At 63.4% G+C, this 25,471-nt stretch carries 24 protein-coding genes; 10 read left to right on the top strand and 14 right to left on the bottom strand.

All coding sequences use genetic code 11. The features are described from left to right. Positions 1-302 precede the first annotated feature (302 nt). From QEN71_RS14240 to phnG, 9 genes are all read right to left on the bottom strand, one after another. Positions 303-1,418 carry a succinylglutamate desuccinylase/aspartoacylase domain-containing protein gene (locus QEN71_RS14240; RefSeq protein WP_201651069.1) on the bottom strand — a complete coding sequence of 372 codons (1,116 nt, stop codon included), beginning with the start codon at positions 1,416-1,418 and terminating at the stop codon, positions 303-305. Positions 1,419-2,238: 820 nt separating this feature from the next. After that, positions 2,239-3,021, bottom strand: coding sequence for an ABC transporter substrate-binding protein (locus QEN71_RS14235; protein ID WP_201651068.1), 783 nt, complete (start codon positions 3,019-3,021; stop codon positions 2,239-2,241). Between the two features lie 349 nt (positions 3,022-3,370). Then, positions 3,371-4,504, bottom strand: a complete 1,134-nt coding sequence (locus QEN71_RS14230) for an alpha-D-ribose 1-methylphosphonate 5-triphosphate diphosphatase (RefSeq protein WP_201651067.1) — start codon at positions 4,502-4,504, stop codon at positions 3,371-3,373. Positions 4,505-4,541: 37 nt separating this feature from the next. Next, positions 4,542-5,297: a phosphonate C-P lyase system protein PhnL gene (phnL, locus tag QEN71_RS14225; RefSeq protein ID WP_201651066.1), complete on the bottom strand. Its 756-nt coding sequence runs from the start codon at positions 5,295-5,297 to the stop codon at positions 4,542-4,544. A 13-nt stretch (positions 5,298-5,310) separates the two neighbouring features. Further along, entirely contained in the window at positions 5,311-6,081 is a 771-nt protein-coding gene (gene phnK, locus QEN71_RS14220) for a phosphonate C-P lyase system protein PhnK (RefSeq protein ID WP_201651065.1), read from the bottom strand. After that, positions 6,078-6,986, bottom strand: a complete 909-nt coding sequence (locus tag QEN71_RS14215; RefSeq protein ID WP_201651064.1) for an alpha-D-ribose 1-methylphosphonate 5-phosphate C-P-lyase PhnJ — start codon at positions 6,984-6,986, stop codon at positions 6,078-6,080. Before QEN71_RS14215 ends, phnK begins: the two co-directional genes overlap by 4 nt. Further along, a complete protein-coding gene (locus QEN71_RS14210) occupies positions 6,983-8,098 on the bottom strand; it encodes a carbon-phosphorus lyase complex subunit PhnI (protein ID WP_201651063.1) in 1,116 nt (371 codons plus the stop codon). Before QEN71_RS14210 ends, QEN71_RS14215 begins: the two co-directional genes overlap by 4 nt. Further along, positions 8,098-8,754: a phosphonate C-P lyase system protein PhnH gene (phnH, locus tag QEN71_RS14205; protein ID WP_201651062.1), complete on the bottom strand. Its 657-nt coding sequence runs from the start codon at positions 8,752-8,754 to the stop codon at positions 8,098-8,100. Before phnH ends, QEN71_RS14210 begins: the two co-directional genes overlap by 1 nt. Beyond that, positions 8,754-9,257, bottom strand: coding sequence for a phosphonate C-P lyase system protein PhnG (gene phnG / locus QEN71_RS14200; protein ID WP_201651061.1), 504 nt, complete (start codon positions 9,255-9,257; stop codon positions 8,754-8,756). Before phnG ends, phnH begins: the two co-directional genes overlap by 1 nt. 199 nt (positions 9,258-9,456) lie before the next feature. On the opposite strand from phnG, the gene phnF reads away from it, so the two are divergent. The 4 genes from phnF (at position 9,457) to QEN71_RS14180 (ending at position 12,848) form a co-directional block, all read left to right on the top strand. Then, a complete protein-coding gene (gene phnF / locus QEN71_RS14195; RefSeq protein WP_201651060.1) occupies positions 9,457-10,215 on the top strand; it encodes a phosphonate metabolism transcriptional regulator PhnF in 759 nt (252 codons plus the stop codon). Further along, the gene (locus tag QEN71_RS14190; protein WP_201651059.1) at positions 10,212-10,955 is read left to right on the top strand and encodes a DUF1045 domain-containing protein; all 744 of its coding nucleotides are present in this window, start codon (positions 10,212-10,214) and stop codon (positions 10,953-10,955) included. Before phnF ends, QEN71_RS14190 begins: the two co-directional genes overlap by 4 nt. Further along, complete coding sequence (phnN, locus tag QEN71_RS14185; protein ID WP_201651058.1) at positions 10,952-11,557, top strand: phosphonate metabolism protein/1,5-bisphosphokinase (PRPP-forming) PhnN; 606 nt, start codon at positions 10,952-10,954, stop codon at positions 11,555-11,557. Before QEN71_RS14190 ends, phnN begins: the two co-directional genes overlap by 4 nt. Before the next feature lie 100 nt (positions 11,558-11,657). After that, positions 11,658-12,848, top strand: coding sequence for a M20 aminoacylase family protein (locus QEN71_RS14180; protein WP_201651057.1), 1,191 nt, complete (start codon positions 11,658-11,660; stop codon positions 12,846-12,848). Between the two features lie 6 nt (positions 12,849-12,854). Here QEN71_RS14180 and QEN71_RS14175 read toward each other — a convergent pair whose 3' ends face one another. Then, positions 12,855-13,679, bottom strand: coding sequence for an IclR family transcriptional regulator (locus QEN71_RS14175; RefSeq protein WP_201651056.1), 825 nt, complete (start codon positions 13,677-13,679; stop codon positions 12,855-12,857). A 377-nt stretch (positions 13,680-14,056) separates the two neighbouring features. Between QEN71_RS14175 and pcaF the strand changes: the two genes are divergently transcribed. Further along, positions 14,057-15,259: a 3-oxoadipyl-CoA thiolase gene (gene pcaF, locus QEN71_RS14170; protein ID WP_201651055.1), complete on the top strand. Its 1,203-nt coding sequence runs from the start codon at positions 14,057-14,059 to the stop codon at positions 15,257-15,259. A gap of 121 nt (positions 15,260-15,380) precedes the next feature. Here pcaF and QEN71_RS14165 read toward each other — a convergent pair whose 3' ends face one another. The 3 genes from QEN71_RS14165 to QEN71_RS14155 form a co-directional block, all read right to left on the bottom strand. Beyond that, on the bottom strand, positions 15,381-15,767 hold the full coding sequence (locus tag QEN71_RS14165; RefSeq protein ID WP_201651246.1) for a DUF2917 domain-containing protein: 387 nt from the start codon (positions 15,765-15,767) through the stop codon (positions 15,381-15,383). A 255-nt stretch (positions 15,768-16,022) separates the two neighbouring features. Beyond that, positions 16,023-17,312 (bottom strand): APC family permease, encoded by a 1,290-nt coding sequence (locus tag QEN71_RS14160; protein ID WP_201651054.1) that lies wholly within the window; start codon positions 17,310-17,312, stop codon positions 16,023-16,025. Then, positions 17,309-17,665 carry a putative quinol monooxygenase gene (locus QEN71_RS14155; protein ID WP_201651053.1) on the bottom strand — a complete coding sequence of 119 codons (357 nt, stop codon included), beginning with the start codon at positions 17,663-17,665 and terminating at the stop codon, positions 17,309-17,311. Before QEN71_RS14155 ends, QEN71_RS14160 begins: the two co-directional genes overlap by 4 nt. 91 nt (positions 17,666-17,756) lie before the next feature. Between QEN71_RS14155 and QEN71_RS14150 the strand changes: the two genes are divergently transcribed. Continuing rightward, a complete protein-coding gene (locus QEN71_RS14150) occupies positions 17,757-18,728 on the top strand; it encodes a helix-turn-helix transcriptional regulator (RefSeq protein WP_201651052.1) in 972 nt (323 codons plus the stop codon). Positions 18,729-18,735: 7 nt separating this feature from the next. Here QEN71_RS14150 and QEN71_RS14145 read toward each other — a convergent pair whose 3' ends face one another. After that, positions 18,736-20,679: a sigma-54-dependent Fis family transcriptional regulator gene (locus QEN71_RS14145; protein ID WP_201651051.1), complete on the bottom strand. Its 1,944-nt coding sequence runs from the start codon at positions 20,677-20,679 to the stop codon at positions 18,736-18,738. Positions 20,680-21,114: 435 nt separating this feature from the next. Here QEN71_RS14145 and QEN71_RS14140 point away from each other — a divergent pair, with 435 nt between their 5' ends. The 4 genes from QEN71_RS14140 to QEN71_RS14125 all read left to right on the top strand — a co-directional run bounded on the left by QEN71_RS14140 (position 21,115) and on the right by QEN71_RS14125 (position 25,471). Next, a complete protein-coding gene (locus QEN71_RS14140; protein ID WP_201651050.1) occupies positions 21,115-22,218 on the top strand; it encodes an ATP-NAD kinase family protein in 1,104 nt (367 codons plus the stop codon). A gap of 76 nt (positions 22,219-22,294) precedes the next feature. Further along, positions 22,295-23,278 (top strand): thiamine pyrophosphate-dependent dehydrogenase E1 component subunit alpha, encoded by a 984-nt coding sequence (locus tag QEN71_RS14135; RefSeq protein ID WP_201651049.1) that lies wholly within the window; start codon positions 22,295-22,297, stop codon positions 23,276-23,278. A 38-nt stretch (positions 23,279-23,316) separates the two neighbouring features. Beyond that, positions 23,317-24,321, top strand: coding sequence for an alpha-ketoacid dehydrogenase subunit beta (locus QEN71_RS14130; RefSeq protein ID WP_201651048.1), 1,005 nt, complete (start codon positions 23,317-23,319; stop codon positions 24,319-24,321). A gap of 37 nt (positions 24,322-24,358) precedes the next feature. Then, a complete protein-coding gene (locus tag QEN71_RS14125) occupies positions 24,359-25,471 on the top strand; it encodes an acetoin dehydrogenase dihydrolipoyllysine-residue acetyltransferase subunit (RefSeq protein WP_201651047.1) in 1,113 nt (370 codons plus the stop codon).

The following is a 25,471-nucleotide window of genomic DNA, read 5'->3' as shown; positions in this document are numbered from 1 at the left end:
CGCGAGCCAAACTCTTACGGCTGGTCGCGCGACGGGCGCAAATGTAACGAGGAGAAAGGTAATGAATATGACAGCAAATATTTTTAGTGAATATGTAGTACAAATACGACAGCATTTGCTTTGTGTGCTAACGAGTTGCACGCAAATATGTGCATATGCTTCATAAACTGGCGTGTTTAGTGGCCTGTACGAAACAGACGGCGCCGGGCATTTAACGTTTGATCGGAATCAAGAAAAACGCCCGCGGAAGGCGGGCGTTTTCATTCGATGTGCGGCTGCGTGAGCCGCTAGCGATTCGGGCTTTAAGCGGAGAGCAACTGTCCCGTGCGGAACGCCTTCGCGCCGGCGATGCGCACGATCTCCATGCCCGCCTGCGCGAAGCGCGACAGGTGACGCGCATACATCACGCCCGCGACGGTCGACTTCAGCGTGATGACGCGATCCGTCAGCGGATCGATGATATCGGCGATCGGCTCGCCGGCATCGATCCACTTGCCCACTTCCTGGCGATACACGATGACGCCGCTCACGGGCGTCACGATCGGCTCGGTGCCGGCGAGCGGCGTCGCGGCGAATTCGAGCGGCGGCATCGGCGCGGCGTCACCCGCGATCACGCCGCGATGCGTCAGGTATTCGACGATGCCTTGCGCGTCGTGCTCGGCGAACTCATACGACACGTCGCGCTGGCTGCGCAATTCGACCGTCACGGAGATCGAGCCGTTCGGAATCGGGAAACGGTCGCCGACGCGCGTGCGCAGTTCCGACCAGCAGAAGCTGTGAATTTCGTCGAACGGATTGCCGACGGAATCGACCGCGAGCAGCGAGGCCTTCGAATCCAGATAGCGCGCGAGCGGCTCGACGTCGGGCCACAGGTCGGGGTTCGTGTAGATATGGAGCGCCGCTTCCCAGTCGCAATGCAGATCGAGCACGACGTCCGCGTCGAACGACAGCATCTGCAGCGCGAGACGCTGCGACTCGATTTCGGTGCGCGGCTTTTGCGCATTGAGCGCTTCGCGCATCGCCTGACGGATGATGGTGCGGTTCTGGTCGGAGTCCGTCGTCAGACGCTCTTCGATCACGGGCTCGATCAGGTCGAACAGGTTGTAGAAGTTGCGGTTGAAGTTCTGCGCAGTGTTCGTTTCGAAGCGGCCGGCGAGCAGGCCGAGCACATGCTGGTTCAGGCCGATCGGATTCGCGACGGGCACGATCACGACTTCGCCGCGCAGCTTGCCGGCAGCCTCGAGTGCTTCGAGCTTGCGGCGCAATGCCCACGACACCAGCATGCCGGGCAGTTCGTCGGCGTGAAGCGATGACTGGATATAGACCTTCTGTCCGCCGCTCGGACCGTAGTGGAAGCTCGTCAGGCTGCGAGCGGTGCCGAGGGTCGGGGAAATCAGCGGATGATTGAGGGTTTGCATGGTGGATGTTGGCGCGGCCTGGTGGCGCGCCGGGTGCCTTTTGTAGTGGCTGGGATGAGGTTTGGTGCGCGGTGTGCCCGCGCCTTTCCTTTAATCGGTCGATCTTAGCTTATTTTGGGTTTTGATTTTCCGTTTTTGGCTTCGGTGGCATCCGCGATTTCCTTCGGTGGCATCCGCGATTTCGTTTTGGTTTATTAGTGTTGCCCCTGTGCGGGGCGGCACCTACTTTTCTTTGCAGCGGCAAAGAAAAGTAGGCAAAAGAAAGCCGCTTCAAACCTCCGGTGCCCGCCAGGATAACGCCACGGCACACGGTCTCTGAGCGGTCGCGCAGCGACGCCAACACTCCGTAGAAAGCCCACAGTCAGGCGCGCGCGGCGCGAAAGATGACATCCACTCGGGGCACATTCGGTCGGCTTGTTTGCTTGCTTTTGTGTGTTTGCCGTCGGTCTGATCGCGGCGTTATGTGTTCCGGATTGTGTATGGATTTTCGCGCCGTGCGCGGTTGACCGCGGGCTCTCTACAGGGTGCGGACGTTGCTGCGCAATGGCTCAACTGCAGCATGCCGATGCGGTATCCTGGCAGGCACCGGAGGTTCAAAAGCGGCTTTCTTTTGCCTACTTTTCTTTGCCGCTGCAAAGAAAAGTAGGTGCTGCCCCGCACAGGGGCGACGCTAATAAACCAGAAGCATAGAGCGGATGCCACCAACGGAAACAAAACCGCAAAAACAAAACCGCAAAAACAAAAACGGGCCCCAAAAGGAGCCCGCCAAGATCGGCCGCGCGCAGCGCAAAACCCGCCGCGCTACGCGCAACACAAACCATCACCCACCATAAACATCGAAGTCGAAGTACTTCTTCTCGATCTTCTTGTACGTACCATCCTTGATGATATCGGCAATCGCCTTGTCGACCTTCGCCTTCAGGTCGGCATCTTCCTTACGCATGCCGATGCCTGCGCCTTCGCCGAGGATCTTCTTGTCTTCGAGATCCTTGCCGACGAACTGGAAGCCCGCGCCGCGCGGCGTCTTCAGGAAGCCGATTTCAGCCTGCACAGCGTCTTGCAGCGCTGCGTCCAGACGGCCCGAGATAAGGTCGGCGTAGACCTGGTCCTGGTTCTGGTACGGCACAACCTTCGCGCCCTTCGGTTCCCAGTAGGTCTTCGCGTACGTTTCCTGGATCGTGCCTTGCTCGACGCCGACCGTCTTGCCCGACAGCGATTCCGCCGTCGGCAGGATGTTCGAACCCTTCTTCGCGACCAGACGCGTCGGCGTGTTGAACAGCTTCGACGAGAAAGCGATCTGTTCAGCGCGTTGCGGCGTCATCGACATCGACGACAGCACGCCGTCGAACTTCTTCGCCTTCAGTGCCGGGATCATGCCGTCGAAGTCGTTTTCGACCCACACGCACTTCGCCTTCAGGCGCGTGCAGATTTCATTGCCGAGGTCGATGTCGAAGCCGACCAGCTTGCCGTCGGAGCCCTTCGATTCGAACGGCGGATAGCTGGCGTCGACGCCGAAACGAATCGTGTTCCAGTCTTTGGCGTGTGCGCCGATCGATACGGTAGCGAGCAGGGCAACCGTCAAAGCTGCAAGCAGTTTTTTCACTGATGTACTCCCGGGAGTGGTTCAAAGTGTCCCGCATGCGGTTGTGCCGCTGCGCGACGTTGCCCGGCCGTTGTGCCGGGCTTGGTCTAATGGCCGCTGGCTGGCCCCAGCCAGCAACGCGCGCCAAGCTTAACAAATCAAAATATTTGCGGTGCTAGTGAAACACCGGATGGCAGAGGAGTATTGCCTCTAAAGGGCGGTTTTGTGATATGCGGCAAGGACGTCGTTCTGAAAGCCAAACGACAGGGGATGAGGGCGGGGCGCAGAGTGAAGCAGGCGTTTGCCGCAACCTATGCGGCACTGCGGCAAACGCTTTCGGCTCAATGACTTATATGCAAAGGGCGGTGCATCAAACGATGCGCTCGCCCGCGCGATACGTCGCGCGCGGCACGGGCAATGCGTCGAGCATCGTCACGCGGACCAGATCGGCGCGCAATCCGGGCTCGATTGCGCCGCGGTCATGCAGACCGGCCGTGCGCGCCGGTTCCGCCGATACCGTCGCCATCGCGCGCGGCAGCGTCCAGCCGGCCTTGTCGACCAGTTCGAAGGCGGCCGTCAGCAGGCTGGACGGCACGTAGTCGGACGAGAGAATGTCGAGCAGATTCGCCTGCGCCAGTTCCAGCGCCGACACGTTGCCCGAGTGCGACCCGCCGCGCACGATGTTCGGCGCGCCCATGATCGTCGCGATGCCGTGACGGTGCGCGGCTTCGGCGGCGACGCGCGTGGTCGGGAATTCGGCGAGCACGATGCCTTCTTCGGCGGCCTGTTGCACGTGCTCGACCAGCGTGTCGTCGTGACTCGCGACGGGCACCCCCAGCGCCTTGCAGCGCTCGACGATCTGGCGGCGGTGCTCGTCGGCGAAACGCTGCTGTTCGTCTTCGAGCGCGACGAGCGTTGCGGCCATGTGCTCGTCCGTCATCTTGCCGTGGCGCTCCTGGAAACGGCGCCATTGTTCGCGGTCATGCCATTGACGCTGCCCCGGCGTGTGATCCATCACCGACGCGAGACGCAGCAGCGGATGATCCTTGAGCGTATCGAACACTTCGACGACATCGGACGTCGCGATTTCGCAGCGCAGATGCAGGAAGTGCTCGGCGCGCAGCAGCTTGCGTTCGGAAAAGCGCTGCAGCGCGGCGGCGCAGCGCGTTTGCGTATCGCGGCCACGCAAGCCGACGCTCGAACGCGAGCCGATCGCGAGCGCATCGAACACGGTCGTGATGCCCGCGGCGGCAACCTGCGCATCGTGAATCACGAACGCGGCATCCGTATTCCATTCGACGCCTGGACGCGGCAGCAGATGCTTCTCCAGGTTGTCGGTGTGCAACTCGATCAGGCCAGGCAACAGATAATCGCCTTCCCAGTCCTGCGCGTCGGCAGCAGACGTCGTGCCGCGCGCGACTTCGCGAATCACGCCGTCCTCGATCTGTACGACGCCGTTGAAAACTTCGTCCCGCGTGACGACGCGGGCGTTCTTGATCAGCATGTGAATGCTCCGGATCCGAAAAAATCAGAGATCGATATCAGTGTAATGCCGCCGTGTTACGCAGCGGTGGCGTCAGTTCGAGCCTGCGTGTAGCGACTTTCGTGCGCGTGTCTTCGTCGTGGAAGATGCCGACGATAGCCGCGCCGCGTTCGCGCGCCTCGACGATCAGACTGGCGACGATGTCGCGGTTTTCCGCATCGAGCGACGCTGTCGGTTCATCGAGTAGCAGCACGGGCTGTTCCGCGATCAGACCGCGCGCGATGTTCACGCGCTGCTGCTCGCCGCCCGAGAACGTCGCGGGCGCGAGATGCCACAAACGCTCCGGCACGTTCAGACGCGCGAGCAATGCAGAGGCACGCGCGCGCGCTTCGTCTTCATCGACGCCGCGCGACACGAGCGGCTCGGCGACGAGATCGAGCGTGCTCACACGCGGAATCACGCGCAGAAACTGGCTCACGTAACCGACCACGCCGCGCCGCAGACGCAGCACGTCGCGCGGCTCGGCGCCCGTGATGGGCAGATACTTCGATTCCTGCTCGTTGTCGCGGATCGCGATCGAGCCCGTGCTCGCCAGATAGTTGCCATACAGGCAGCGCAAAAACGTACTCTTGCCCGCGCCCGATGGCCCGACCAGCACGACGCATTCACTGCGTTCGACATCGAGCGACACGCCCGCGAGCGCCTCGATCTGTACGCCGCCCTGACCGTGCAGCGTGAAGGTCTTGCCGATGCCGACGGCCCGCAGCATCAGCGCGTCGTTGGCGATGAACGATGTATCGATTGACGTTGTCATCACGTGGTGGACCTCAAACGGGCAGAACGGAAGAGACGAGCGTTTGCGTGTACGGATGCTGCGGATCGTCGAGTACCTGATCGGTCAGCCCCGCTTCGACCACTTCGCCGCCTTGCATCACCATCAGCCGATGCGCGAGCAGACGCGCGACGCCGATATCGTGCGTGACGATCAGCACGGACAGATGCAGCGTCGACGTCAACGTGCGCAGCAGATCGAGCAGACGCGCCTGCACGGACACGTCGAGACCGGCCGTGGGCTCGTCCATGAACACGAGACGCGGGCCCGTCACGAGATTGCGCGCGATCTGCAGACGCTGCTGCATGCCGCCCGAAAACGCCGAAGGCAATTCGTCGATACGCGATGCATCGAGTTCGACGCGCGACATCCATTGCGTCGCGGCTTCGCGGATATTGCCGTAGTGCCGCGCGCCGACAGCCATCAACGGCTCGCCGATATTCGCGCCCGCCGACACGCTGCTGCGCAACCCGTCGCGCGGATTCTGCTGCACGAAGCCCCATTCGGTGCGCATCAACAGACGCTTGCGCGGCTCGGACAGCGCGAGCAGATCCAACGCGTCGCCGTGCGCGCTCGCATAGTGCAGCGAGCCGGAATCGGCGGGCGTGCGCAGCGCGAGCGCATTGAGCAGCGTCGATTTGCCCGAACCCGATTCGCCGACGATGCACAGCACTTCGCCCGGATACAGATCGAAGCTGACGTTGCGACAACCGTTGCGGCCGCCATACTGTTTGGTGAGCGCGCGTGCGCTCAGAAGCGGCGTCATGCGCTTTCTCCTTCCGTGTTGTCCGTGCCTTGCTGTTCGCGCCGCTCGTGGCAATAGTCGCTGTCCGAACAGACGAACATGCGCTTGCCTTGATCGTCGACGATCATTTCGTCGAGAAAACTTTCCGTCGATCCGCACAATGCGCACGCATGATCCCAGCGCTGCACTTCGAACGGATGATCGTCGAAATCGAGGCTTTTTACAGGGGTATAAGGCGGAATTGCGTGGATGCGCCGCTCGCGTCCCGCGCCGAACAGTTGCAGCGCGGGGTTCATGTGCATCTTCGGATTGTCGTACTTCGGAATCGGCGACGGCGACGCGAGATAGCGGCCGTTGACGATCACAGGATAGTCGTACGTCGTCGCGATGCTGCCGTGATGCACGATGTCCTCATAAAGCTTCACGCTGATCAAACCGTAATCAGCGAGCGCATGCAGCTTCTTGCACTCGGCGACACGCGGTTCGAGCCTGAACAACGGCTCGGGCATCGGCACCTGATAGACGAGAATCTGCTTCTCGGTAAGCGGCGTTTCGGGAATGCGGTGACGCGTCTGCACGATCGTCGCTTCGCTCGTCTTGCGCGTCGTGTTGACGCCCGCCGTGCGCGCGAAAAAGCGTCGAATGTTGACGGCGTTCGTCGTTTCGTCGGAGCCCTGGTCGATCACCTTCAACGTGTCGTCGCGTCCGATGATGGCCGACGTCACCTGAATGCCACCCGTGCCCCAACCGAACGGCAACGGCATTTCGCGCGATGCGAACGGCACCTGATAGCCGGGCACGGCCACCGCTTTCAACAGCGCGCGGCGGATCATGCGCTTGGTCTGCTCGTCGAGATACGCGAAGTTGTAGCCTTCGGTTGCGCTATCGTGCGCGGCGGTTTGCATCGTCGTGTCGGGCGCGTTCATGCCGCTTGCTCCTCAAGGTCGTTGCCGTTTGCCTGCGCGGCATGCTTTGCCCGCAAACGGCGCACCAGTTCCAGTTCCGCCTGGAAGTCGACGTAATGCGGCAATTTCAGATGCTGCACGAAGCCCGACGCTTCGACGTTATCGCTGTGCGACAGCATGAATTCGACGTCCTGTGTCGGCGAGCCGATCGTTTCGCCGAGTTCTTCCGCACGTAGCGCGCGATCGACGAGCGCCATTGCCATCGCCTTGCGTTCCGAGTGTCCGAACGCGAGACCATAGCCTTGCGTGAACGTCGGCGGCACTTCGGTACTGCCCGCGAACTGGTTGATCATCTGGCATTCCGTCACGTCGATTTCACCGATCTCCACGGCGAAGCCGAGTTCGTCCAGTTCCATTTCGACGGCCACTGTGCCGAAGCGGATTTCGCCCGCGAACGGATGCGAGTTCGCGTAGCCGCGCTGCGTTGCGTAGCCCATCGCGAGCAGGAAGCCTTCGTCGCCGCGTGCCAGATTTTGCAGGCGCGTCGCGCGGCTCGCGGGAAACGACAGCGGTTCGCGCGACAGATCGCCGGGTTCGGCTGCGTCTTCCGATACGCGTTCCTGTTCGATCAGCCCTTCCTTGTCGAGTAGCGAAACGACGCGCGGCATCGCTTCCGCTTGAGCATTTTCAGCGCGCTTAAGTGACGGCGCGCTATCGACATCGCCTTCGGCCAGCAGCGTGAAATCGAGCAGACGCTGCGTGTAGTCGTACGTTGCGCCGAGCATCTGGCCGCCGGGCACGTCCTTGAACGTCGCCGAAATGCGCCGCTCGATGTGCATGTCTTCCGTATCGACGGGCTGCGTGTAGCCGAGGCGCGGCAGCGTCGTGCGATATGCGCGCAGCAGAAAGATCGCTTCGACGAGATCGCCGGCGGCCTGCTTGATCGCGAGCGCCGCGAGTTCTTCGTCGTAGACGGAGCCTTCCGTCATCACGCGCGCGACGGCGAGCCGCAACTGCGTGCGAATCTGCGCGACGCTCAGTTCGGCGAGCTGCGTGTCGCCGCGGCGCGCCTTGTCGAGCAGGCGCCACGATGCTTCGATCGCGCGCTCTCCACCTTTGACGGCAACGTACATTAGTTGAACTCCACGTGAGTTGTGCGCGGCAGGCCGATCAGCGTGTCGCCGCAGACGAGATAGCAGTCGATGCCGCACGGAAACAGCGGTGCGAGTTCCGCGCGTTCGCGCCAGAAGCGCTCGGGCAGGCCGGCCGGCGCGATCGTGTGCGTGTGTTCGATGCCGGGGCCGCGCAGTACGACGGGCGTGCCTCGCGTGCTCGAATTCAGCGAATCGACGCGAATGATCAACGTCACCGATTGCTCCGGCGTTTCCGGCTCGCCGAGTGCGAAGCACGACAGCGGCGGCAGCGTGCTCGCATCGTGCACATACGCGAAGGCGGCGTCCTGCGGTTCGTCGACGAGCGGCGCGCCCGTATGAAAGCGCAACGCGGAGCCGAGCACGGCGTCGGGCTGCGCGAGCCACACAGGTGTCGAGTAGTCGCACAGCGCGAGTAGCGCGGCGAACGCGGCGAGATCGGCGCGTGCGTGCGGCAGTGTGTTGCGCGCGTCGCTGCGCGAAGCGGGCAGCACGTTGTCGATCGTACCGATGCGGCCCGGACGGGACAGCGCATCGAGCAGCGTGCGGAAGACGGCTTGCGTGTCGTGGACGGGATCGGCGAAACCGGGCGTCAGCGTCGACAGCGCGATCTGCGGAGATTGAGCGGATGTGTTCATCAGTCGCCTCGGACCATCGTGAAGAATTCGACGCGCGTCGATGCGGCGTCCTGTTGGCGTTCTGCGCGTTTCGCCGCGAGTTGCGATGCGAGCGGCGCGATCAGTTGCGCTTGCAAGCGTGCGTGATGCTGCGGCGTTTGCAGCAGTGCGTCTGCGATAGCAGCGAGTTCGGCGCGTCGGCGGTCGCGGCCCAGATGACATGCGACGCCGACGGTCGTGCCGTCATCCGTTGTGTCGCGCAGACGCAGCGTCGCGCGCGTCACGGTCGCCTCGCCGAAATTGAATGCGTCGCCCGTGCCGCCGATGCGTCCGCGCACCATCGCCAGTCCCGTTTCGGGCGGGCGCAGCCAGTCGAAGGCGGGAAACGGCGTGCCTTCCATCGCATGGTTCAGCGCGGCTTCGAGGTCGGCGCGCGGCGTGCGGGCCAGCACGGCCATCCATGCGCGGCGCGTGGCGTTGGCAGAAACGGGGGAGTCAGAGGAAGGAGGGGCGGCGGCACTCATCGGGGTTCCTGGCGGTTTCCTGGAAGGGGAAGATCAGTAGCGGGTCCGGACATTTGAGCATCTATTCGTCTAAACGTCTAGACGTTTAGAGCTAAAACATCGCTTGCTTGTGACAGAAGGCGCAGTTTCATATTTCCGCCACGGCTTGCGGACTACAATGCACAGAACGCTTATTTGAACCGAAGGGAATGACAGCACCATGACATCGAACGACGACGCAGCGCCGGGCGCGATGCTGGAACGTGGAGCGGGCGTCGCCGTGTGGCGGCAGATCGAACAGATCCTCGCGAAAGAGATCGCGGCCAGCGGTTTCGGCGAAGACGGACGTCTGCCGAGCGAAGGCGAACTGGCCAGGCGTTTCGATGTCAACCGCCACACGATCCGTCGTGCAATGTTGGGTCTCGCGGCTCAAGGGCTCGTCAGCGTCGAGCAGGGGCGCGGTACGTTCGTGCAGCCGGGCGCGATCGATTACACCATCGGCAGGCGCACGCGCTTCACCGAAAACTTGCGTCAGCAACATCATTCGCCGGCGGGCAAGATGCTGTCGGCGGCGCGCGTGAAGGCCGATCCGACTGTCGCGAAGGCGTTGGGTCTGCGCGCGGGCGCGTTCGTCTATCGCATCGAATCGCTGCATGAGGCGGACAGCGTGCCGCTCACGTATGCGCGCAATTTCTATCCGGCCGCGCGTTTCAGCGATCTGCCCGATGTGCTGGAGCGCGTAGGCGGCATCACGAAGGCGATGGCCGAGTACGGCGTGACCGACTATCTGCGCAAGTGGAGCCGTATCGGCAGCGTGTTGCCGGAGCCGGAAGTCGCGCGTCGTCTGGGCATCAACCGGCAGCAACCGGTGCTGTGGGTCGAGAACGTCGACGTCGACACTGAAGGCACGCCGATCAAATATGGCTTTACGCACTTCGCCGCCGATCGCGTGCAACTGATGGTCGAGCACGACGTATGAGCGCGGCCATCCAGAACGCATGGTCCGCGCAGGCGCGTTTCGCGATCTACTACGCACCGGCTCGCGCGTCGGGCTGGTGGGATGCGGGCTCGACATGGCTCGCGCGCGATGCCGAAAGCGGTGCCTCGCCCGATCCGCACGATGCGCCTGCGCTGTCGCAACCGCTCGCGCAACTGACGACTTCCCCGCGCCGTTACGGCTGGCATGGCACGCTGGTCGCGCCATTCCATCTCGCTGAGAACGTGACGATTGCCGATCTGCTCGATGCAGCCGAACGTTTTGCGCAGCAGCAGATGCCGTTTGCATTGGATGTCGAAGCGGCCACGTTGGGCGATTTCTGCGCGCTGCGTCCCGCCACGTCATCCGGCGATGAACAGATGCGCGCGCTGGCCGCAAACGCACTGCGCGCCTTCACGCCCCTGCGCGTGAAGCCTTCGGCGGCGGATATCGCAAAGCGCATGCAGGCGCCGCTGACGGAACGTCAGCGCGAACTGCTCGTCGAATGGGGATATCCGTATGTGCTCGACGAGTTTCGCTTTCACATGACGCTGTCCAATTCGCTCGATCAAGCCGACGATCGCGCCGCGATCGTCGAGCGTTGGCAAAACGAGGCGCAACGCCTCGGGCCGCTGGCGATCGACGGCGCCGCGATCTTCGTCGAGCCTTCGCCGGGCGAGCCGTTCATGCTGTGGCAACGGCTCGCATTCACGGCAGAAGAACAATCGCGGGAGAACGCATGAAAGGCCGCCTGATTTATGTGGTCGGGCCATCCGGCGCGGGCAAGGATTCGCTGCTGCATTTCGCGCGCGAGCATGTCGCGGGCACGTCCGTCGTGTTCGCGCATCGCTATATCACGCGTGAGACGGGGCACAATGAGAATCACATTGCGTTGACGCGTGAAGAGTTCACCGCGCGCTCAGCGCAAGGACTGTTCGCGCTCGAATGGTCGAGCCATGAATTGCACTACGGCATCGGCATCGAGATTGATGCGTGGCTCGAACGTGGCTGCACGGTGGTGGTCAATGGATCGCGCGCGTATCTGGCGCGCGCGTTGAAGCGCTATCAGCATCTCGAAGTCGTGCATATCCACGCCGCGCCGCATATTCTTGCGCAGCGCCTGTCGACGCGCGGACGCGAGACGGCAGAGCAGGTCGCCGCGCGCCTCGCGCGTCAGGCGCCGTTCACGCTGCCCGATGGCGCGCATCTCACGCATATCGACAATTCGGGCTCGCTCGAAGAGGCGGGTCTCGCATTCGTCGACGTTCTGAAAGGCATCGTGAGGACGCAGCACGCGCATCAGGCGCGGCTGGACGCGCACGTTTCCGGCGAAAGCGTTAAGTAAGTCTGGCGCACGGTCGTCTTAACGGAAAGATCACGCGTTGCTATAGTCTGCGGTTTAACGCTGCGCACGAGACGCAGCGAGTAAACCCGGAGTTCACCCGATGACCGACGCCATCCGCCTCACCGAAATCGCCGACCTCGAACCCGCAGCCGCCGCGCTGCGCGACATTCGCCACCACATTCACCACCATCCGGAACTCGCGTACGAGGAAGTCGCGACGGCTGCGCTCGTCGCCGACAAGCTCGAAGCGTGGGGCTGGCAGGTGACGCGCGAAGTGGGCAAGACGGGCGTGGTCGGCACGTTGAAGGTCGGCGACGGCACGCGCAGCATCGGCCTGCGCGCGGACATGGACGCGTTGCCCATCGTCGAACAGACGGGGTTGCCGTATGCGAGCGGCACGCGCGGCAAGATGCACGCATGCGGCCACGACGGCCACACGACGATGCTGCTCGGCGCCGCGCAGCATCTTGCGAAGACGCGCAATTTTTCGGGCACCGTGCATCTGTATTTTCAGCCCGCTGAAGAAAGCGGCATCGACAGCGGCGCACAGAAGATGATCGAAGACGGTCTGTTCGAGCGCTTTCCGTGCGACGCCGTGTTCGGCGTGCACAACCATCCGGGCGCGGAGCCGGGCAAGTTCCTGTTCCGCAAGGGCGCGTTCATGGCCGCGGGCGACAAGGCGACGATCACCATAGAAGGCGTCGGCGGCCACGCGGCGCGCCCGCATCTGACCGTCGATCCCATCGTGATCGCGTCGAGCATCGTGATGGCGCTGCAGACCATCGTCGCGCGCAACGTGAATCCGGCGCAGCCCGCCGTGGTGACGGTCGGCACGATGCATTCGGGCGTCGCGAACAACGTGATTCCGTCGAGCGCGACGCTCGAACTGAGCGTGCGCTCGTTCAGCCCGGAAGTGCGCGCGCTGCTGAAAGAGCGCATCACCGAACTCGCCGAAACGCAGGCGGCGAGCTACGGCGGCAAGGCACATGTCGATTATGTGGAAGGCTATCCCGTCGTCGTGAACACGGACGAGGAAACGGAGTTCGCGATTCAGGTCGCCCGCGAACTGGTCGGCGCGGAAAACGTCGAGCCGAACGCGGACATTCTGATGGGCAGCGAAGATTTCGCGTTCATGCTCGAACAGCGGCCGGGCTCGTTCCTGCGCCTTGGTAATGGCGTCGGCGAAGACGGCTGCATGGTGCACAACCCGCACTACGACTTCAACGACCGCAATCTGCCTATCGGTGCGGCGTACTGGACGCGCCTGGTGGAGCGCTTTCTTAGCCGCTGACGTGTTCTAGCCGCGCAGCGCGACCATGTCGGACACCGATTGCGCGGCTTTTTGCAGTGGTTCGAGAAACGCCTTCACCATCTGCTTCGCGGAATTGCGCTGCGCGTTGCCGCTGATGTTCATCGCGGCGATGATCTGACCGCGCCGGTTGCGAATCGGCGCGGACAGCGAAATCAGCCCGCCTTCCAGCTCCTGATCGACGACGGCCCAGCCCTGGCTGCGCACCTGCGCGATCACTTTCTTCAGCTCGTCCTTGTCGGTGATCGTGCGCGGCGTGTGCGCAGTGATGCGCGATGCGTCGAGCGTCGCGTCGAGCGTCGCTTCGTCGAGCGCGGACAGCAGCACGCGGCCCATCGACGTGCAATAGGCCGGCAAGCGGCTGCCGATCGACAGGTTGATCGTCATGATCTTGTGCGTCGGCATGCGCAGCACGTAGACGATCTCGGTCCGGTCGAGCACGGCCGCCGAGCAGCTTTCGTGGACTTCCGCCGACAGTTCTTCCATGAACGGCTCGGCGAGATTCCAGAACGGCATCGACGTCAGATAGGCGAAACCGAGATCGAGAATCTTCGGTGTCAGACGGAACAGGCGACCTTCTGCTTCGACGTAGCCGAGCGTTTGCAGCGTCAGAAGAATGCGGCGCGCGCCCGCGCGCGTCAGACCCGTCGCCGAGGCGACGTCCGTCAGCGTCTGCTCGGGCCGCTCGGCGTTGAACGCGCGAATTACCGCCAGGCCGCGCGCGAACGACTGCACGTACGAATCGCCCGGTTTGTCTGGCGTGTCCGTCTCGCTGGCGGGAACGGCTTGTGACGCGGTTGGGACTTTGCTCATGGCCTGTGTTAACTCGATGCGAAACGTTCGGACTCGAATGGGCGGCTGTCAGCCTGCGGAAAGCCGTGACGATAGCGCAAGCGCTGTTTTTCTCCAACTTTGCGGGTTTGGCGCGGCCTGTACCTCCGATGCGGCACCGATTCCTGCCGTTTTCGCCACACGCTTTTGCCAGGTTTGACGGTCTGCCGACACGGCAGCAAGCTTGACAGTCTTTCCACCACCCGCCTATTATCGAACCTGAAATGTTCGATATATGATCGTTTGTTCGAGTATAGAACAAATCTGATTCGGTCGGCACGTTTTTCTGGCGCTGCCCAATGCGCCGCCGCTGGCGCGTTCCACGATACGCCGGCCCTCGCCATTACTGGAGACATCTCATGACGGAAGCTTTCCTGTGCGACGCGATTCGCACGCCGATTGGCCGCTATGCGGGTTCGCTGTCGTCGGTGCGTGCCGACGATCTCGGCGCCGTGCCGCTCAAGGCGCTGATGGAGCGCAACAAGGAAGTCGACTGGAGCACGATCGATGACGTGATCTACGGCTGCGCGAATCAGGCCGGCGAAGATAACCGCAACGTCGCGCGCATGTCGCTGCTGCTCGCGGGCCTGCCGAAGGACGTGCCGGGCTCGACGGTCAACCGTCTGTGCGGTTCGGGCATGGACGCCGTCGGCATCGCGGCGCGCGCGATCAAGTCGGGCGAAGCCGGGCTGATGATCGCGGGCGGCGTCGAAAGCATGAGCCGCGCGCCGTTCGTGATGGGCAAGGCAACGAGCGCGTTCTCGCGTCAGGCCGACATTTACGACACGACGATTGGCTGGCGCTTCGTCAATCCGCTGATGAAGCAGCTGTACGGCGTCGACTCGATGCCCGAAACGGGCGAAAACGTCGCGACCGACTACAACATCAGCCGCGCCGATCAGGACGCGTTCGCGCTGCGCAGCCAGCAGAAGGCGGCGCGCGCGCAGCAGGACGGCACGCTCGCGCAGGAAATCGTCTCGGTGACGATTCCGCAGAAGAAGGGCGACGCGATCGTCGTGTCGAAGGACGAGCATCCGCGTGAGACGAGCCTCGAAACGCTCGCGAAGCTCAAGGGCGTCGTGCGTCCGGACGGCACGGTGACGGCGGGCAATGCGTCGGGCGTCAACGATGGCGCAGCCGCGCTGTTGCTGGCGAATGCAGAAACCGCGAAGCGTTTCGGTCTGACGCCGCGCGCACGCGTGCTCGGCATCGCGACGGCAGGCGTCGATCCGCGCGTGATGGGCATCGGTCCCGCGCCCGCGACGCAAAAGCTGCTCGCGCGTCTGAACATGAAGATGGATCAGTTCGACGTGATCGAACTGAACGAAGCGTTCGCCTCGCAAGGCATTGCCGTGCTGCGCGCACTCGGTGTCGCCGATGACGACGCTCGCGTCAATCCGAACGGCGGCGCGATTGCGCTGGGCCATCCGCTCGGCATGAGCGGCGCGCGTCTGGTGACGACGGCGATGTATCAGCTGCAACGCACGCAAGGCCGCTTCGCGCTGTGCACGATGTGCATCGGCGTCGGTCAGGGCATTGCGATCGCTATCGAGCGCGTTTGATCGACTTTCGATCGACGTGCAGAAGCATCGCGTGCCGCGCCGCTGAGCGGTTCGTCACGCGACATGCGATATGCGACACAGAAAAGCTCGTACTGCGTACGAGCTTTTTTATTACCCACGTTCAACGGGAGCGCGGCGCAAAAATATCCGCACCCAGCGAAGAACAGCGTTCGAGCAGACGCACCAGCGTGCCGCGCGATTTAACAGGGTGCGTGGTCAGCGAGAGACGCGCCGGCGTGTCGCCGTCCGCGCTGACCCACACGCGTTCGCCGCGCTGCAGACGGAACGTCTCGCCGATCTGCAGCCAGTGGTCGTACGGCGATGCCGCGCGCGTCAACCACACGCGCGCGCCCTGCACGAGAAGCTCGGTGTTCGCCTCGACGCGCCACGACATCGTCGCGCCGGGTTGCACTGCGAAGTGAACAACGACTCTGGGTAAGCGCTCCTCTTGCGTACGCGAAAAGCAGAGTGATTCGTCATCGGTGAACTGCTGGCAAGCCTTGTCCATCATGCACTCCGTCAATTGAGCCGGGGCACGGAAGGCACATACAAAACAAAAGGCCCCTTCCGTTTCCGGCGGGGCCTTGGGATCGTTTTGCCGACTGCTGCAATTTCTAACGCACACACGCTCCCATAGGCCCGCCGCGATGGCGTGCAATACGGTTTTTAACGACGTATGTCGTGGTGGTGAGCGTCAGCATGCATTCGAGTGTGTCGTGCCGTCGATGTGTTGTCAACCGGTTTTCTCGTGTGTGTTGCATCTTCATGGGATGGCCCTCGCTCTCGAAACGAATACACGTCGCACGCGCAGATAAAGCAGCGCGCAGCCGGTAACGGCGAGCGGCCACAACAGATACCAGCCCGTCGCACAACACAATCCGGCGACGGCAACGAGGGCGACGCGTGCGCATCGGTGAGGCCAACTGCCGCGCGGCAACAGACGCAGCGCAGCCGCCGTGCCGAGCGCATACACGGTGACGAACGAACCGGTGGTCAACAGCACGAGCGGCTTCGGACCCACGCCCGCCATCACCACGACGACCAGCGCAAAGGTGGCAAGCCCCGCGATCACGAACAGGCTGCGGCGCGGCACATCGCCCGCACGGCTGCCTTGCGCGAGCCACTGCGGCAGCGCGCCGTCGCGTCCGAGCGCTGCGCCGAGTTTCGCGGCGCCCGCGAAATACGCGTTCATCGTGCCGAGCGTGAGCAGCAATGCGGCGACGGCTGCAAGCATGTGCACCTTGCCGCCGAGTCCGCGTGCGAGCAGTTCCGCGAGCGGCGCGCTCGACGTACCCGCTGCCGGTCCGAGCACCATGACGCTCATCGTCGCGACGCCCATATACAGCACACCGACTACGACGACGGCAATGCCCGCAGCCAGCGGCAAGTCATGCGCGGGGCGGCGAAACTCCGCGGCCAGATGCGTGATGGCTTCCCAACCCGCGAAGCTCCAGACGAGTAACGCCGCGGCCGGAAACACGGCGAGCCAGCCATGCGGCGCGAACGGACGCAGATTCTCCATCTGCGCATGCGGCGCCGACGCGATCACCGCCGCCAGCAACAGCGCAACGAGCAACGCGGCGAGCACGAGTTGCAAGCGGCCCGATACCGTCAGTCCGAGCGCGTTGGACAGCGTCACGGTCAGTATCAGCGCGGCAGCCGTGCCGATCACTGTCCACTCGCCGCCGCCGAACGCCGCCGCGACATAGGCGCCGCCGAACATCGCCGCAGCCGGCGCGCCCGCTGGCACGGCAAAGTAAAAGCACCATCCGACGATGGCCGCTGCACGCGGACCGAATGCATTGCGCACGTACGTGGATACGCCGCCCGCATCGGGATAGCGCGCGCCGAGCGCGGCGAAGGTTGCCGCAAGCGGCGCCGAGAGCAGCACGAGCGCCAGCCACGCGACGAGCGACGCGGGGCCGGCGGCTTCAGCCGCGAGCGCAGGCAGCGCAATCACGCCCGTGCCGAGCACGGCGCCCACATAGAGCGCGGCGCCTTGCATGACGCTGAGACTGCCGCTGTGCCGCGGCATGGCCGTCGACGTGCTCATGCGCGGGCCTCGACCAGTTCGTCCGCGACGTGCGATTCGAATCGCATATCCCGCTGATCCATGCGCAACGTGCGCCATTCGGTGACTTCGCGCGGACGCACGAGCAGATCGGCGAGCGCCTCGTGATACGCACGCCGGTACGGCCTGTGAATTTGTTCTTCGTCCTCGTCTTCATGGCTTTCCCAGCTTTCGACCAGCATCAGACGGCACGCCGAGTCCGGGTCGCGATGCAGCACGGCATCACGGAAATCGGCCTCTTCGCGCATGGCGTCGAGCACGGCGTTCAGCAGCGTGAGAAAGCGTTCGAGCCGGTCGGGCAAGACCTGAAAGCGAACTACGTAGGTAACGCGCATAAGGCACATCCCAATGGATCTTTGTCTATAACTCACTTTATACTCGTCAATAACTGACAACCTATGTCATGAATTAAGAAGGGCGCAAAAAATGGCAACCAGCCGCCTCGTTTCGATGCTGTTGATGCTGCAGGTCAAAGGCCGCGTGACCGCGCAGGCGCTCGCCGACGAGTTCGACGTGTCGATCCGCACGGTCTATCGCGACATCGACCAGTTGAGCGCGGCAGGCGTGCCGATCTATGCGGATCGCGGGCCGGGCGGCGGCTTTGCGCTGCTCGACGGTTATCGCGCAAAGCTGACGGGCATCACGAAGGCGGAAGCCGAAACGCTGTCGATTGCCGGGCTGACGGGCGCGGCGTCCGATCTCGGGCTATCCGAACAGCTGCGCGCCGCGCAGCTGAAGCTCGTCACCGCGTTGCCCGACGCCGCGCCCGATTCGTCGCGCATCGGTTCCCGGCTGCATATCGATCCCGTCGGCTGGTATCAGCGGCCTTCGCCCACGCCATGGCTGACGATGCTCGCGGGCGCTGTCTGGGAACAGAAGCGCGTGTCGATGCAATACCGCACGTGGAACGGTGGCGACGACAACGAAGGGGTGCGTGTGCGCGATCCGCTCGGGCTCGTGCTAAAGGGCGGCGAGTGGTATCTGGTCACGCGCGTGCGGACACAGTTGCGGACCTATCGCGTGTCGAGCATCGCGCAGTTGACCGTGCATGACGAAACGTTCGAACGTCCGGACGGTTTCGATCTGCGCGAAGAGTGGACGGCGGCTGTCGCATCGTTCGAAAAGAGCCTGCTTCGGCATACGGCGCGGCTGCGGCTGTCGCCGGAAGGCATGACGAGGCTGCACCGGCTAGGCGCGGCCGCCGTCGAGCAGGCGCAGATCGCGTCGCCTTCGGAGCAGGACGGCTGGCAGGAAGTGACCTTGCCCGTCGAGCAACTCGGCTATGCAGCGGAGCAATTGCTGGGCTTCGCCGGACATGTCGAAGTGCTCGATCCGCCCGAATTGCGCGAGCGCCTGTGCGACCTCGGTAAACAGATTGCGGCCTTAAACGCGGGCTAAAAGCGTATTAGCCGCGATGCGGCCCGACGATCCCCAGCTTCGCAATCCGCCGATACAACGTTGCGCGCGACATGCCGAGCGCTTCGGCGGCTGCGTTCGGACGCCAGTGATGCCGCGTGAGCGCATCGACGATCCGCGCCCGTTCATCGTCTTCGCCGCCCGCGAGCGCGGGCCGTGAGGCCGCTTCATCGGGCGCAAGCAGCGCTGCCACATCGGGCGAAACATGCCGCAATTCGACGCGCGTCGAATCGCATACCGCGCATGCATAGCGCAGCACGTTGCGCAGTTGCCGGATATTGCCGGGCCACGCGAAACGCGACAGACGTTCGGCAAGACGTGTGTCTAAAGTCAGCACATGTCCCGCGCTTTGCGCTTCTTCATCGAACACGGCATGCACGACGTCGAGAATATCGGCGCGTTCGCGCAGCGGCGGCATATGCAGCGTCGCTCCGCTCAACCGGTAGTACAGGTCTTCGCGGAACGTGCCTTCATCGACCATGCGCGCGAGATCGCGGTGCGTCGCGCAGATCACGTCGATATCGACCCGCACGGGCGCATCGCCGCCGAGTGGCAGCACTTCGCCTTCAGCCAGCACGCGCAACAGCCGCGTTTGCAGATTGAGCGGCATATCGCCGATTTCATCGAGGAACAGCGTGCCGCCGTGCGCCTGCGCAATCTTGCCGCGCGCGCCGCGGCTGCGTGCGCCCGTGAATGCGCCTGGCGCGTAACCGAACAGCTCGCTTTCGATCAGCGAATCGGGAATCGCACCGCAATTGACCGCGACGAACGGCTTCGCGCGCCGCGCGCCCGACGCATGCAGCGCCTGCGCGAACACTTCCTTGCCGACACCCGTTTCACCGAGGATCAATATCGGCAGATGCTTGCCCGCGATGCGCAACGCGACGTCCGCATTGCGCGCGATACGCGAGTCGCGGCTGTGCAGGAAGCGGCTGATGGCATCGAGGTTCGTATCGGCATGTGCGTCATGAAGTGCATTGGAAGGTGACACTACAGAAGCAACCCGCGAAGCACGCTTCAACGGCGCGCGAATGCGCGCATACAAAACCGCGCCTGTTGCGCGCAGACGCAGCGGCACGATCGTATCGGTGCGCGCTACGTCGTGCAGATGCACAGCCGACGTATCGAAGATCTCATCGACGTGACGCGGCCCGCTCAGGCCCGCGATGCATTCCTGCGCCTTGCGATTCGATGCGGCGATATTGCCGCACTCATCGAAGGCGATCAGCACTTCCGGTTGCGCTTCGACGAAATTGCGGCTGGCGTGGCCGAAGATCATCCAGTGCTGCGCGGTCTGATTGAGGAAGTAGCCGTCTTCGATCAACGCCGCGCTTTGACGCACGAGTTGAAACACGAGTCGCTGGCTGTCGCGGTTGTCGGGCGACTGCACGGCGGACGCATCGAGCACGCCGATCAGTTCACCCGTCGGCGCGAAGATCGGCGACGCGCTGCACGTCAACGTAGTAAACGCCGCACGAAAATGATCGGTCTTGTGCACGGTGATGGGCGCGAGATCCGTGAGCACACTCGCGATGCCGCAGGTGCCTTCTTCGCGTTCCGACCAGCACGAGCCGATGTAAAGGCCTGCATGCTTGAAATCGCCGCGCCGCTCGCGGTCGATGCGGTAGTCGATGGTGACGCCGTGCGCGTCAGTGAGCATCACGCAGTAGTCGGCCATGCGGATCATGTCGTGCAGCCGCGCGAGGCATTGGCCGGATGCGCGCAAGAACGCTTCCTCCTTGCCCTGCACGTCGCGGAGTTCCGCCGACGTCAACACGCGCGGCCCGATCACCGAGCCGGGATCGAGCCGGTATTGCTCATACGAACGCTGCCACGACGACACGAGGCGCGACGAGTTGGCGGGCGCGGGCAGGCGTCCTTCGATGGCGCCGCGCACGCGGTCGATATGCTGCGTTTGAGAGACGTAGGGCATGGCCGGCTCCGTCGATAACGGTCGATTGAACGCGCTGGTCTCTGCGATCGGACCTTCTTGTAGCACATCCCGTCCGCGCGATCACATTGCATTGCAGCACGCGAGACGCTTGAGACGATCGTCTCACTCGTGTGTGAGACAGCAGTGAGACGCGCATCGTTCGATGCCATCGGGCATGCGCCGCGAGTCGACATGAAACGGGTTCGGCGCGCGACGCGAAGTGCGCCATGTGCGCTGCGTCATGCGACGGAGCGCGTGTTTGCAGCAGTACCGTTTCGCGACCGTGAAAGCCTTTGCGCACAAGGCGCTCCGCGTTCTCCGCGCAGCCGAAGAAAGATTGGCATAGCTGTTGCAGTAACGCTTGTCACACGAAGCGGCGTGCGTATCGCACGTAAAAAGCAACCGCTATCGACAAACACATCGGAGACAACCTCAGTGCCATCGCCCATCACAGTCGGCGTGATCGCGAACCCTGCGTCGGGGCGCGACATTCGCCGCCTTACGACGCACGCGTCCGTATTCCCGACAGCGGAAAAGGCCAACATGGTCGTGCGTCTGATCGCGGGACTCGGCGCGCTGGGCGTCGATCGCGTGCTGACCTTGCGCGATCGCACGGGCGTCGCTGCGCTGCTGCTGCGTGCGCTCGACACACATGCGGCAACGGGCAAAACCGAACGCTGGCCCGAAGTCGAATTCGTCGATCTTCCCATCACCGACTCCGTCGCCGACACGCATGCAGGCACCGCGCACATGGTGCGCGAAGGCGTCGAGCTGATCGCCGTGCTGGGCGGCGACGGCACGCATCGCGCGGTGGCTGCGCATTGTGGCGGCGTGCCGTTGCTCACGCTGTCCACGGGCACCAACAACGCGTTTCCCGACATGCGCGAAGCCACCGTCGCGGGCATGGCGGGCGCACTGGTGGCGTCAGGCGTCGTGCCGCCGGATGTCGCGTTGACGCGCAACAAGCGGCTCGTCGTGCGCTGCGTCGCGGGGCCGAATTGCGGACGCGAAGAGATCGCGCTCGTCGATGTGTGCGTGAGCCGTCAGCGCTTCGTCGGCGCGCGTGCCGTGTCGGAGCCGTCGGATATCGAGTCGTTGTTCCTCACGTTCGCATCGCCGGACGGCATCGGCCTGTCGTCGATAGGCGGCGCGTGGGCGCCTGTCGAGCGCACGGCGCCGCACGGTTTGCAGTTGACGTTCGCGCAACCCGACGAACACGGCTTCATGAATGGCGACGGTGTGCCGATCTTCGCGCCGATCGCGCCTGGTCGCATCGATCAGGTAACGATGCGCACCTGCGAGCGTTTCGAAGTCGGCGACTGGCTGCCCATCGACGCGCGGCATGGAACGCTTGCATTCGACGGCGAGCGCGAAATCGAAATCGAGCGCGACGATCGCTACGAAATCTCGCTCGACTGGAGCGGCCCGTTGACGGTCGACGTGAGCCGCACGCTGCGTTTCTCCGCATCGCGTCAGTTGATGCGAGAGATGGCGGGCGCATCGCACAAGCATATGCACATGCAAATGCACGAGAAATAGAGGGAGTTCATTCAATCACGCGGAGCCCACTCCGCACCCGTTGCAGTGAAGATCGACTTCATCAAGGAGACACACCATGTCTGTTTCGAGTCAGTTGAGCAGGGAGAAACTGCTGGACGCGTACCGGCTGATGCGCACCATTCGCGAGTTCGAAGAGCGTCTGCACGTCGAGTTCGCGACGGGCGAGATACCGGGCTTCGTGCATCTGTATGCAGGCGAGGAAGCATCGGCTGTCGGCACGATGCTGCATCTGAACGACAGGGACTATGTGGCGACCACGCACCGTGGACACGGCCATTGCATCGCGAAGGGCGTAGACGTGCACGGCATGATGGCCGAGATTTACGGTCGTCAGACGGGCGTGTGCAAAGGCAAGGGCGGCTCGATGCACATCGCGGATCTGTCGAAAGGCATGTTGGGTGCCAACGGCATCGTCGGCGCGGGCGGTCCGCTCGTGTGCGGCGCGGCGCTCGCGGCAAAGCTGAAAAAGACGGGCGGCGTGGGCGTGTGCTTCTTTGGCGATGGCGCATCGAACCAGGGCGTGATCTTCGAATCGATGAATCTGGCGAGCGTGTGGCGCTTGCCCGCGATTTTCGTCGCGGAGAACAACGGCTACGCGGAAGCGACGTCGTCGACGTGGTCCGTTTCGTCCGACAACATCGCCGACCGCGCGAGCGGCTTCGGCATGCCTGGTGTGATCGTCGACGGCTTCGATTTCTTCGCGGTGCATGAAGCGCTGGGCGAAGCGATCGAGCGCGCGCGTGGCGGCGGTGGACCGACGCTGATCGAAGTGAAGCTGTCGCGCTACTTCGGCCACTTCGAAGGCGATGCGCAGACGTATCGCGCGCCAGGCGAAGTGCAGAAGCTGCGTGACGAAAAGGATTGCCTGAAGCGTTTCGAAGAGCGCGTGGTGCGCGCGGAGATGTTGAACACCGACGATCTGCGCAAGATCGATTCGGACGTGAAAGCGCTGATCGACGATTCCGTGCTGAAAGCGAAAGCCGCGCCGCTGCCGACGGAAGCCGATCTGCTGACCGACGTGTACGTGTCGTATCCGTAATCGAACGCGATTATTTCCAGGCAAACAAGGAGACAGACATGGCACGCAAGATCACATTTTCTCAGGCGATCAACGAAGCACTGAGTCAGGAAATGGCGCGCGACGAAAGCGTCATCGTGATGGGCGAAGACAACGCGGGCGGCGCGGGCGCGCCGGGCGAAGAGGACGCATGGGGCGGCGTGCTCGGCGTCACGAAAGGGCTTTTTCACAAGTATCCGGGCCGCGTGCTCGACACGCCGATTTCGGAAGGCGGCTTCATCGGCGCAGCCGTGGGCGCGGCGGCAGCGGGCATGCGTCCCGTCGCGGAACTGATGTTCATCGACTTCATGGGCGTGTGCTTCGATCAGATCTTCAATCAGGCCGCGAAATTCCGCTACATGTTCGGCGGCAACGCGGTGACGCCCGTCGTCATTCGCACGATGCAAGGCGCGGGTTTGCGCGCGGCTGCGCAGCACTCGCAGATGCTGACGTCGCTATTCACGCATGTGCCGGGACTCAAGGTGGTGTGTCCGTCGACGCCGTATGACGCGAAGGGTTTGATGATTCAGGCGATCCGCGAAAACGATCCCGTCATTTTCTGCGAGCACAAGCTGCTGTACACACGCGAAGGCGACGTGCCCGAAGAGCTGTACGCGATTCCGTTCGGCGAAGCGAACGTCGTGCGCGAAGGCGACGACGCGACCATCGTCACGTATGGACGCATGGTGCACTACGCGACGGATGCCGCCGACCGGCTCGCGAAAGAAGGCATCAAGGCGGAAGTGATCGATTTGCGCACCACGTCGCCGCTCGACGAGGACACGATTCTGGAAAGCGTCGAACGCACGGGCCGCGTCGTTGTGGTGGACGAAGCGAATCCGCGCTGTTCGGTGGCGACGGATATTGCCGCGCTGGTTGCGTCGAAGGCATTCCATTCGCTGAAAGCGCCCGTCGAGCTTGTCACTGCGCCGCATACGCCCACGCCTTTCGCTGGCGTGCTGGAGGATATGTACATTCCTTCGGCGGACAAGATCGCAGCGGCCGTCAAGCAGACGCGACACTGACACAGCGTTTTCACTGCATCAAACGAGGAACCGAGCAATGTCGATTCACATGATCACAATGCCCAAGTGGGGCCTGTCGATGGAGCAGGGACAGGTCAACGGCTGGTTGAAGTCCATCGGCGACAAGGTCGCGAAAGGCGATGAAGTGCTCGACGTCGAGAGCGACAAGATCGCGTCGGGTGTCGAGTGCGCGTTCAACGGCACATTGCGCCGCCAGGTCGCGCAAGAGGGCGACACGCTGCCCGTCGGCGCGCTGCTAGGCGTCGTTGCCGATACGGAAGAGGCGGACGCGGACATCGACGCCGCCGTCGAAGCATTTCAGCGCGACTTCGTGCCGCTCGCCGCAGATTCGGCGGATGCAGGCCCGCAGCCCGAGAAAGCGCAGATCGGCGGACGCACGATCCGTTTCCTGAAGATCGGCGAAGGCGGCACGCCCGCTGTGCTGATTCACGGCTTCGGCGGCGATCTGAACAACTGGTTGTTCAATCACGCCGATCTCGCTGCGCATCGCACGGTGTACGCGCTGGATTTACCGGGGCATGGTGAATCGACGAAAGCGGTGGAGTCGGGTAGCGCTGATGAACTCGCCGATAGCGTAATCGCGTTTCTCGACGATCGCGGCATCGAGCAGGCGCATCTCGTCGGGCATTCGATGGGCAGTCTCGTCGCGATGACGGTGGCAGCGAAAGCGCCGCAGCGTGTGGCGTCGCTTTCGCTGATCGCCGGCGCGGGGCTGGGCGATGAAATCAACCGCGAGTACATCGACGGATTCGTGTCGGGCAACAGCCGCAATACGCTGAAGCCGCATCTGACGAAACTGTTCGCCGATGGCTCGCTCGTTACGCGGCAACTGATCGAAGACATCGTCAAATACAAGCGGCTCGAAGGCGTGAGCGAGACATTGCAGAAGATCGCGGCGTCGTCGTTCAAGGAAGGCGCGCAGCAGCGCAGTTACCGCGATCGCGTCGACAAGCTGGCGCCGCGCACGCTGGTGATCTGGGGCGAGCTGGATCAGATCATTCCATCGAGCCATGCGCAGGGACTGCCCGGCGATATCCGCGTGCATGTGCTGCCGGGCAAGGGGCATATGGTGCAGATGGAGTCGGCCTCCGAAGTGAACCGCCTGCTCAACGATTTTCTGGGAGCCTGA

This window comes from Paraburkholderia sabiae (assembly GCF_030412785.1).
In the GTDB taxonomy this organism is placed as follows: Bacteria; Pseudomonadota; Gammaproteobacteria; order Burkholderiales; family Burkholderiaceae; genus Paraburkholderia; species Paraburkholderia sabiae.
Note: the sequence above shows the minus strand (reverse complement) of the source record. Positions and strands in the feature narration are given on the sequence as shown.

Bases quoted from the DNA above. Each gene is read 5' to 3' on its own strand.
- QEN71_RS14240 (WP_201651069.1), bottom strand. From the start codon at position 1,418: ATGCAAACCCTCAATCATCCGCTGATTTCCCCGACCCTCGGCACCGCT.
- QEN71_RS14230 (WP_201651067.1), bottom strand. From the start codon at position 4,504: ATGCTGATCAAGAACGCCCGCGTCGTCACGCGGGACGAAGTTTTCAAC.
- phnL (WP_201651066.1), bottom strand. From the start codon at position 5,297: ATGACAACGTCAATCGATACATCGTTCATCGCCAACGACGCGCTGATG.
- phnK (WP_201651065.1), bottom strand. From the start codon at position 6,081: ATGACGCCGCTTCTGAGCGCACGCGCGCTCACCAAACAGTATGGCGGC.
- QEN71_RS14215 (WP_201651064.1), bottom strand. From the start codon at position 6,986: ATGAACGCGCCCGACACGACGATGCAAACCGCCGCGCACGATAGCGCA.
- QEN71_RS14210 (WP_201651063.1), bottom strand. From the start codon at position 8,098: ATGTACGTTGCCGTCAAAGGTGGAGAGCGCGCGATCGAAGCATCGTGG.
- phnH (WP_201651062.1), bottom strand. From the start codon at position 8,754: ATGAACACATCCGCTCAATCTCCGCAGATCGCGCTGTCGACGCTGACG.
- phnG (WP_201651061.1), bottom strand. From the start codon at position 9,257: ATGAGTGCCGCCGCCCCTCCTTCCTCTGACTCCCCCGTTTCTGCCAAC.
- phnF (WP_201651060.1), top strand. From the start codon at position 9,457: ATGACATCGAACGACGACGCAGCGCCGGGCGCGATGCTGGAACGTGGA.
- QEN71_RS14190 (WP_201651059.1), top strand. From the start codon at position 10,212: ATGAGCGCGGCCATCCAGAACGCATGGTCCGCGCAGGCGCGTTTCGCG.
- phnN (WP_201651058.1), top strand. From the start codon at position 10,952: ATGAAAGGCCGCCTGATTTATGTGGTCGGGCCATCCGGCGCGGGCAAG.
- QEN71_RS14180 (WP_201651057.1), top strand. From the start codon at position 11,658: ATGACCGACGCCATCCGCCTCACCGAAATCGCCGACCTCGAACCCGCA.
- QEN71_RS14175 (WP_201651056.1), bottom strand. From the start codon at position 13,679: ATGAGCAAAGTCCCAACCGCGTCACAAGCCGTTCCCGCCAGCGAGACG.
- pcaF (WP_201651055.1), top strand. From the start codon at position 14,057: ATGACGGAAGCTTTCCTGTGCGACGCGATTCGCACGCCGATTGGCCGC.
- QEN71_RS14165 (WP_201651246.1), bottom strand. From the start codon at position 15,767: ATGGACAAGGCTTGCCAGCAGTTCACCGATGACGAATCACTCTGCTTT.
- QEN71_RS14160 (WP_201651054.1), bottom strand. From the start codon at position 17,312: ATGAGCACGTCGACGGCCATGCCGCGGCACAGCGGCAGTCTCAGCGTC.
- QEN71_RS14155 (WP_201651053.1), bottom strand. From the start codon at position 17,665: ATGCGCGTTACCTACGTAGTTCGCTTTCAGGTCTTGCCCGACCGGCTC.
- QEN71_RS14150 (WP_201651052.1), top strand. From the start codon at position 17,757: ATGGCAACCAGCCGCCTCGTTTCGATGCTGTTGATGCTGCAGGTCAAA.
- QEN71_RS14145 (WP_201651051.1), bottom strand. From the start codon at position 20,679: ATGCCCTACGTCTCTCAAACGCAGCATATCGACCGCGTGCGCGGCGCC.
- QEN71_RS14135 (WP_201651049.1), top strand. From the start codon at position 22,295: ATGTCTGTTTCGAGTCAGTTGAGCAGGGAGAAACTGCTGGACGCGTAC.
- QEN71_RS14130 (WP_201651048.1), top strand. From the start codon at position 23,317: ATGGCACGCAAGATCACATTTTCTCAGGCGATCAACGAAGCACTGAGT.
- QEN71_RS14125 (WP_201651047.1), top strand. From the start codon at position 24,359: ATGTCGATTCACATGATCACAATGCCCAAGTGGGGCCTGTCGATGGAG.